The 7,694-nt window shown below is 29.2% G+C and carries 8 protein-coding genes; all 8 read left to right on the forward strand.

Features of this window, described 5'->3' with window-relative positions; translation table 11 throughout:
* Positions 1-13: 13 nt before the first annotated feature.
* The 8 genes from ABID14_RS07390 (at position 14) to ABID14_RS07425 (ending at position 7,283) form a co-directional block, all read left to right on the forward strand.
* Positions 14-643 (forward strand): TetR/AcrR family transcriptional regulator, encoded by a 630-nt coding sequence (locus ABID14_RS07390; RefSeq protein WP_354368681.1) that lies wholly within the window; start codon positions 14-16, stop codon positions 641-643.
* Positions 644-1,945 carry an MFS transporter gene (locus tag ABID14_RS07395; RefSeq protein ID WP_354368683.1) on the forward strand — a complete coding sequence of 434 codons (1,302 nt, stop codon included), beginning with the start codon at positions 644-646 and terminating at the stop codon, positions 1,943-1,945.
* Positions 1,935-4,280, forward strand: coding sequence for an FtsX-like permease family protein (locus ABID14_RS07400; protein WP_354368684.1), 2,346 nt, complete (start codon positions 1,935-1,937; stop codon positions 4,278-4,280). Before ABID14_RS07395 ends, ABID14_RS07400 begins: the two co-directional genes overlap by 11 nt.
* Complete coding sequence (locus ABID14_RS07405) at positions 4,277-5,002, forward strand: ABC transporter ATP-binding protein (protein WP_354368686.1); 726 nt, start codon at positions 4,277-4,279, stop codon at positions 5,000-5,002. The genes ABID14_RS07400 and ABID14_RS07405 overlap by 4 nt, the downstream gene beginning before the upstream one ends.
* A gap of 254 nt (positions 5,003-5,256) precedes the next feature.
* On the forward strand, positions 5,257-5,442 hold the full coding sequence (locus ABID14_RS07410) for a hypothetical protein (protein WP_354368688.1): 186 nt from the start codon (positions 5,257-5,259) through the stop codon (positions 5,440-5,442).
* A 426-nt stretch (positions 5,443-5,868) separates the two neighbouring features.
* Positions 5,869-6,045, forward strand: a complete 177-nt coding sequence (locus tag ABID14_RS07415) for a hypothetical protein (RefSeq protein WP_354368690.1) — start codon at positions 5,869-5,871, stop codon at positions 6,043-6,045.
* 101 nt (positions 6,046-6,146) lie between these two features.
* Entirely contained in the window at positions 6,147-6,392 is a 246-nt protein-coding gene (locus ABID14_RS07420; protein WP_232006471.1) for a hypothetical protein, read from the forward strand.
* Positions 6,393-6,677: 285 nt separating this feature from the next.
* Entirely contained in the window at positions 6,678-7,283 is a 606-nt protein-coding gene (locus ABID14_RS07425; RefSeq protein WP_354368692.1) for a CadD family cadmium resistance transporter, read from the forward strand.
* The last annotated feature ends 411 nt before the right edge of the window (positions 7,284-7,694 follow it).

The following is a 7,694-nucleotide window of genomic DNA, read 5'->3' on the forward strand; positions in this document are numbered from 1 at the left end:
TGAGGGTGGTTTAATGGATAATAAAAAAAGACGTGAGAGAATGGATTATTTTGATAGAAAGTCTGAGATATTAGATATGGCTAGGTCAATGTTTATTTCTATTGGATATGAAGATACTAGTATTAATGATCTTATAAAAAAACTTGGTATAGCTAAGGGCACTTTCTACTACTATTTTAAATCAAAAGAAGAACTGCTAGATCAGGTGATTAGTGAGGTAAATAAAGAGATTGTAAAAAACATTTGTGAGATTTCAGCATTAGATAGATCACCAGATGAGAAGTTATTTATGGCTATATCAAGTCTTAAAGTAGAAAATCATAACATGATAATTGATTATATGCATAAGCCTGAAAATGCTTTGCTACATCAAAAGACTCTAAATAGTATTTTAAAAGATGTGACACCATATTTTGAAAAAATCATAGAAGAGGGGAACAGATCTAATGTTTTTTCTTGTAAATATCCAAAAGAGAGCATGTACATATTTTTATGCTCTGCTATTAATCTATTAGATGATGGTGTTATTGATTTTAATCATGATGAAAAAGAATCTATATTTATGGCTCTTATAGAGCTTTTAGCTAATATGTTAGCCGTAGATGTTGATAAGATTCATAATTTTATGATTAGGGAGGATTAAATGAAAAGATTTATTCTTTTATGGATAGGCGAAATGATTGCAAATATAGGAAGCGGAATGACAGCTTTTGCCCTGTCGCTCTATATATATAATTTCACTCATAAAGTATCTGATATTGCTATGTTAAGTCTTATATCATTTTTGCCAGCTATATTGATAAACCCTATAGGTGGGATATTAGCAGATAGATATGATAGAAGGATTTTAATGATTATGGGTGATGTATTATCTGGATTATGTCTACTTTATATTTTATATATTATTAGAACTAGTGTTAATATTTCTGATACTATAGCCCCAATATTTATAGCTATAGGTGTCAGCTCAATATTCTTAGGGATATTAGAACCTGCATATAAATCGACTGTTACAGAGCTTATATCATTTGATAACTATGATAAGGCTAGTGGGCTTTTGCAACTGGCGGCTAGTTCTAAATTATTGATATCGCCTGCTTTAGCTGGTATTATTCTAGCTAAATCGAATATAGATCTAATTCTAATTATAGATATATCCACAGTATTATTTACAATTATTATACTTACAATAATCAGAAACTCTCTAAAAAATGATGAAAATATAATAGATGAAGACATAGATAAAACCACAACCGAAAAGAATATAATAAAAGAGTTAAGAGAGGGTCTAGAAATAATAAGGGGCAATAAAGGGGTTAGTAATCTGGTTTTTCTTATGTTTTTAGCTTGTTTTTTGATGGCTTTTATTCAAGTTCTAGTAAGACCAATGATATTAAATATTGCTAATGAGAAGATGCTTGGGATAGCTGAATCTATATGTGCTTTTGGGATTTTAGTAGGTAGTGGTTTTATAGGAATAAGAGGTATAAAGCTAAGCTATTCTAGATCTCTTGGAATAGCAGGGATAATTTCTGGTATTTTTATATCTTTAGCTGGATTTTCTAGTTCACTAATATTTATTGTTATATTTATCTTTGTGTTTTTTATTACTCTTCCATTTATCAATGCAAGTGCTGATGCGCTCGTAAGAAACTCTATCCCTAACAGCCTTCAAGGTAGAGCCTGGGGTATTATTGGATTTCTAACTCAGATAGGAATTGTGGCTGCCTTTCTAATATCAGGTCCTCTTGTAGATAATGTTTTTGAACCTATGATGGGAGAGGACGGTATATTATCGAACACTTTTTTAAGAGTTATAGGTGTAGGACCAGGTAGAGGCATAGGCCTACTTTTAATAATAGTTGGTATTCTATTTTCTATTGTTTTTGCCTTTACATTAAACAACAAAAATATAAATCAAATGGAGGAAAAAGATGGAATATAGATTTTTAAAAAATGATCTAAAAAAGAATTTTAAAAATAATATCATAATAACATTGTTTATATCGCTTTCTGTCGCGGTTATTATATCTGTGTTTTTGACTTGTTTTAGTTTATTTAGCTCTATTTTTTCACTATATGAAGTAGCTATGCCTCCACATTTTTTACAGCTTCACAAGGGTGAAATAAATATAGATGAGATAAAAGAGTTTAATAAAAATATAGATTATGTAGAAGACTCTCAAGTTATAACTATGATAAATGCCTATGGAAGTGATTTTAACGTAATTAAGAAAGATAATAGCGCAGGTAATACAAGTCTTGAAAATTTTAAATTAGATATATCTATAGTTAAGCAAAGTGAAAAGTTTGATTATTTATTAGATAAGGATAAAAGTATACTAGAGATAAAAGATGGAAAGATAGCTGTTCCTAGGATTCTTCTAGAAGATTATGACATAGAGATTGGAGATATATTAAGATATAAAACAGATGATGGATATAGAGAATATAAAGTATCTAATATAATGTATGATGCTCAGATGAATACGAGTATGGCAGGATCTGTGAGATTTTTATTATCTGATAACGATTATAATGATCTTCTAAAAAACTCTAAAGATACTGAATATATGATAGAATCGATTTTTAAAGATCCTGACTATGCAAATAGATACCAAGTCATGTATGAAGAATCTGGACTTCCCAAAAATGGCCAAGCAGTAACTTATAATCTAATAGTGACTATAAGTGCAATCACAGATATCATAAATTCTCTCATGTTTTTAGTAGCCGGCATTATATTTATGATCATATCATTAGTCTCACTTAGATATGTGATTATGATGGAGATAGAGGAAGATAGACTTGTAATAGGTAATATGAAAGCTATGGGAATATCATATATGGATATTAGAAATCTGTATCTAAATAAGTTTAGGCTGATCTCATTTGTTGGCGTAGTATTTGGATATATAATATCTAATATTTTCACGAAATTTATGACTGGTAGAATTGAACGGATATTTGGACATATCAAGATAGGTCTTCTAGGATATATGATATCTATTGTTATAGCTTTGATAATGTATTTAATAATAGCAACATTTGTTAAAACTACATTAAAAAAGATAAAAAAATTATCGGTTATTGACATCATGGTAAAAAATAAAGGTTTTAGTAAAAGTAGTGAGAAAAAAATAAAAAGACTACCAAATATGCCTATTGATATAGCAATGCCAATTCACAATTCAAAAAGTGGATATGGGATTATAATTCTACTCGTATTTGCTAGCTCATTAGCTATGATTTTCCCGACAAGTATGAGTAAGATATTTGATGGTGATAAGTTTTTATCATATATGGGATTAGAAAAAAGCGAAGTCTTCATAGAGATATATGAATCGTCAGGGCGTAAAGACAGTATCAACGAGATATCAAAAACTCTAGATGAATATAGTGATTATATAAGTTACAAAACTAGTGATATATATCGTCAAAAAATCACGAATAATAAACATGAAAGCATATCTGCTCAGATAGAAGTTGGAAATAATATAGCTGATAACATAGAATATATAGTAGGTCGTCATGTAGATAATGGAAAAAAAGAGATAGCAATATCTTATATGATAGCAGATGAACTCGGGTTAGGTATAGACGATGAGATAGTTATAAATGTAGCAGATGAAGATATAAGGCTAAAGATTGTGGGGATCTATCAGGATATTACTAGTGGTGGCAAGACTTGTAAAACTGGTTATAGATTCAATGGTCATGATTTTCAAAAATCTGTATTTTATATAGATGGTGACTATGAAAAAATAAGTGAAGATTTAAAAAGTAGTATTAAAAACTTAGAAATACTAGATGATAATTATAAGATATATAAAAGTGATGAGATGGTTAAACAGGTTTTTGGATCTGTGGCTCGAGAACTAAAAAATGTATCGTTTATTGTATCAATTATCGCACTTTCTATTGTTTTTATAGTGGTGATATTATTTGAAAAACTTAGAGTTATAAAATATAGTGATTACTTTTTATCAAAAAAGCATATGGGCATAAAAACTAAAGAGATAATAAAAGAGGAGATATTAGCTAGTGTTCTATCAGGACTAAAGGGATTTATTATAGCTAGTTTAGTTCTTTTATTTACCATATCTTCTATAATAAGTATAATTTTTACGATTTTGAATTTAGGAATTTCAAAGATAAATGTAGAAGTAACTTTGGCTGATTTTAGATATGTGGTTATACTGTTTATTATTCTTGTAATTTCAACATATTTAGGAGCTAGTAATATAAAAAATCTCAACATAAGAGGTAAAAACATATGATAGAGATAAAAAATATATATAAAAAATTTGGTGACAACCTGGTATTAGATGATATAAGTTTTAGTGTTGAGGATTCTGAGTTTGTAGCTATTATGGGTAGTTCTGGATCTGGTAAGTCCACACTTTTATATTCTATAAGCGGAATGGATAAAGTAGATAGTGGTAGTATTATATTTGATTCTAGAGATTTAAATACTCTAAAAGATGAGGAACTAGAATATATTAGACTATCTAAGATGGGGTTTGTATTTCAGAAACCATATCTATTAAAAAATCTATGTGTATTAGATAATATTATGTATCCAGCATTAAAACTAAAGAGAGAATCAAAAAAAGATATAGAAATAATAGCGAATGAATTATTAAGTAGTCTAGGGATAGATGACATAAAATGTAGCAGTCCGAACAATCTATCTGGTGGGCAGTATCAAAGAGTGGCAATAGCTAGAGCTTTAATTAACAGTCCTAAGGTATTATTTGCAGATGAGCCTACAGGAGCATTAAACTCGAAGATGAGTAAGAGTGTAATGGAGATATTTAAGAATATAAATGACAATAATACTATGATAATCATGGTAACTCATGATATGAATGCTGCAGCATATGCAAATAGGGTAATATTTTTAAAAGATGGAAAAATTATGAGTGATACTAAAAACACCGATAATATATCAGAAAATATAAAGAATATATCTAGTATAATGGAGAAATTAGAGGTCTGATCCTAAAATCAAAAACTTAATATTTTAGTGTGGAAAATAAAAATAATAGACATCGATACATTAATAATGATTACAATGGAGGTGTTACAGCTATACCATTACTTTGCAAATTTTCATTCAATCTTTAGGACAACTTTTTGCAATGTTTATCATTTTATTATAAAAACAATCCAGTTCTCAGTGTTTTAAAATATAAAGGCGACATTCAATACTCCTTATCTTTCGAAGGGTAACGGAGAGTAGTTAATGGAGGTGTGGATAAGGAATTATCACACTCTTGGAGCATTAACGCTCAAAGACATGCTTATGATTTCTTAAAGTTAGATGATAAACTAAAGAGTTATAATAGCGACAGAAAAAAACTAGAAAATTATTATTGTTATGAAAGTGATATAATATCTCCATCAGACGGTATAATATTTGAAGTATCTAATAAATGAAAAGACAGTAAGATTATGTAGAATAATTCTACAAATCTTTTAATAAAAGGTATTAGAGAAAATTATATCGTAATTAATCATACGGAGAATGAGTATTCTCTAATTTGCCATATAAAGCCAAATAGCTTTTTGTAAAATTAGGCGATGTAGTAAAAATATCAAAATTTATATGGATATATTCCCAAATACGAGAGTTTTGAGAAATACCAAGCATTTATCCATACTGACCACTCAAGTCATGTGGAGACGGTAGTATTGATGTCAAGGAATTAAGATAATAGACTATAAAAGTGTTGAAATCAATGGCTTTTAGGATTTTAGAAGAAATCTTAAAAGCTATTTTTCAATTAGAAAAACACCTTGTGGGAACAGTTTGAGTGTAGATTATAACAGAGTATGTTGGCACTATAGATGTTTTAGGGGGGAGTGAACAGGATGAACCAGGACTTGACAAGTGAAATAATCAGTAAAATATTAGATATCGCAGCTTTTATGAAAGCTGAAGATTACATAAAAATGCCAGAGAAGGTAAACATTGAAGTCTTTGTAAGTCTATCAGATAAAGAAAGAGATATCTATGAGACCTTAAAAAAGTTTTGGTAGTTAGTATTAAGGATAATGATATAGATGCAGTTAATGCTGCAACCTTTTCTAATAAGTTACTTCAAATGGCATACAGTTTTGTTTAAGATGAAGATAAAGATATGATTCGTATCCATGATATTAAACTTGATGCTTTAGAAGATTTAATAGAAGGTGCCAATGGAAAACCTGTTCTGATAGCTTATTGGTATAAGTCATATTTAAGAAGAATAAAAGATAAATTTGATGTAAGAGAACTTAAAACAAATGAAGACTTTAAAGAATGGAATCAAGGTAAAATTCCTGTACCCATTACCCATCCAGAATCTGCTGGTCATGGACTTAATCTACAAGATGGAAATGATTAGTACACAGTTCAGAAAAGAGTGAATGAGATGATTAAATATTAGATAAATAATGTTTGGTATATCTAATTTTATATAATTTCAATCTCTATAGTTTGCGTGGATATCTATCAGCATACTTGACAAAATCCGACTATTTTAGTATACTTTAGCTAATATTAAAAGAAAAGGTGGGAAAATTGTGAAGTTATTTCTTCAATTGTCTCCTTTGGCAACTGCCAAGGCACAATGTGTTTGCAGTCAATTTTTGATTGGTTATAAAAATTAAACATTTTGAAAGGAGAAATAATGGAAACAATAGTATCCGCTTTATTAGTTTTTGTCTCTACATCAATTGACTACTTAGTTGTTTTGACTATTTTATTCGCCAGTCAAGGCAAGAAAGGTTTGAAATCAATTTATGCAGGACAGTATTTAGGTACAGGACTGCTTGTTCTGGTTAGTCTTATTGCCGCTTACTTTTTAAATTTTATTCCACAAGATTGGATTATCGGACTCCTTGGTCTAATTCCACTAGGTCTTGGTATAAAAGCAATTTTTGTGGATGAAGATATTGATGAGGAAGACATCGAGGGAAAAATTACCGGAAATGGATCAAAAATCTTAGCATTTATAAGTTTAACAGTGGCAATGGGTGGAGATAATTTAGGAATTTATATTCCCTATTTTACAGGAAAGAGTTTGATTGAGATTGGTATAAGTCTAGTAATATTTGCGTTAGGGATTTTAGTTCTATGCAAATTATCTCAAAATCTTGCCTCAATTTCTGCTATCGGAGAGATTGTAGAAAAGTACGAAAAAATAATTGTACCAGTCGTGTTTATTGGGCTCGGTCTCTATATATTGATTGAAAATGGAACGATTAATTATCTCATTTCCCTAATCACAAGTTAATAGTTATTTTTATATTTCAGACCTATTAAAGGAAATCTTTAGTAGGTCTTTTTTTGTTTACTTAAAATTATCTTATCTGTCCAAAGAAATATGAGAAGGAAGAATTATGTAGGATGTTAAAAATAGGTGTTATTTCCTTGCCAGTGATATGGGAGGTAAATTATGCGAATAGAAAGACTGAACAAGAAAAAAGAAGTTCTATTTGAAGAACACTCAAAAGACTATGTAATAGCAAAACAAAAAATAATAAATAAATTTCGATAAATCTGATAAAGTCCATATAATTGTGTAAAAAGAATAGGTCATTTGAAACCAAAACTGGTACAATGTTTTTAAGCAAAAAATAAAACAACCAGGAGGAAACAAATGACCCAATTACATTTTACAATTAATCAAGAAGAAATTCAAAAC

This window comes from Peptoniphilus olsenii, from assembly GCF_040545475.1.
Lineage (GTDB): Bacteria > Bacillota > Clostridia > Tissierellales > Peptoniphilaceae > Peptoniphilus_A > Peptoniphilus_A olsenii.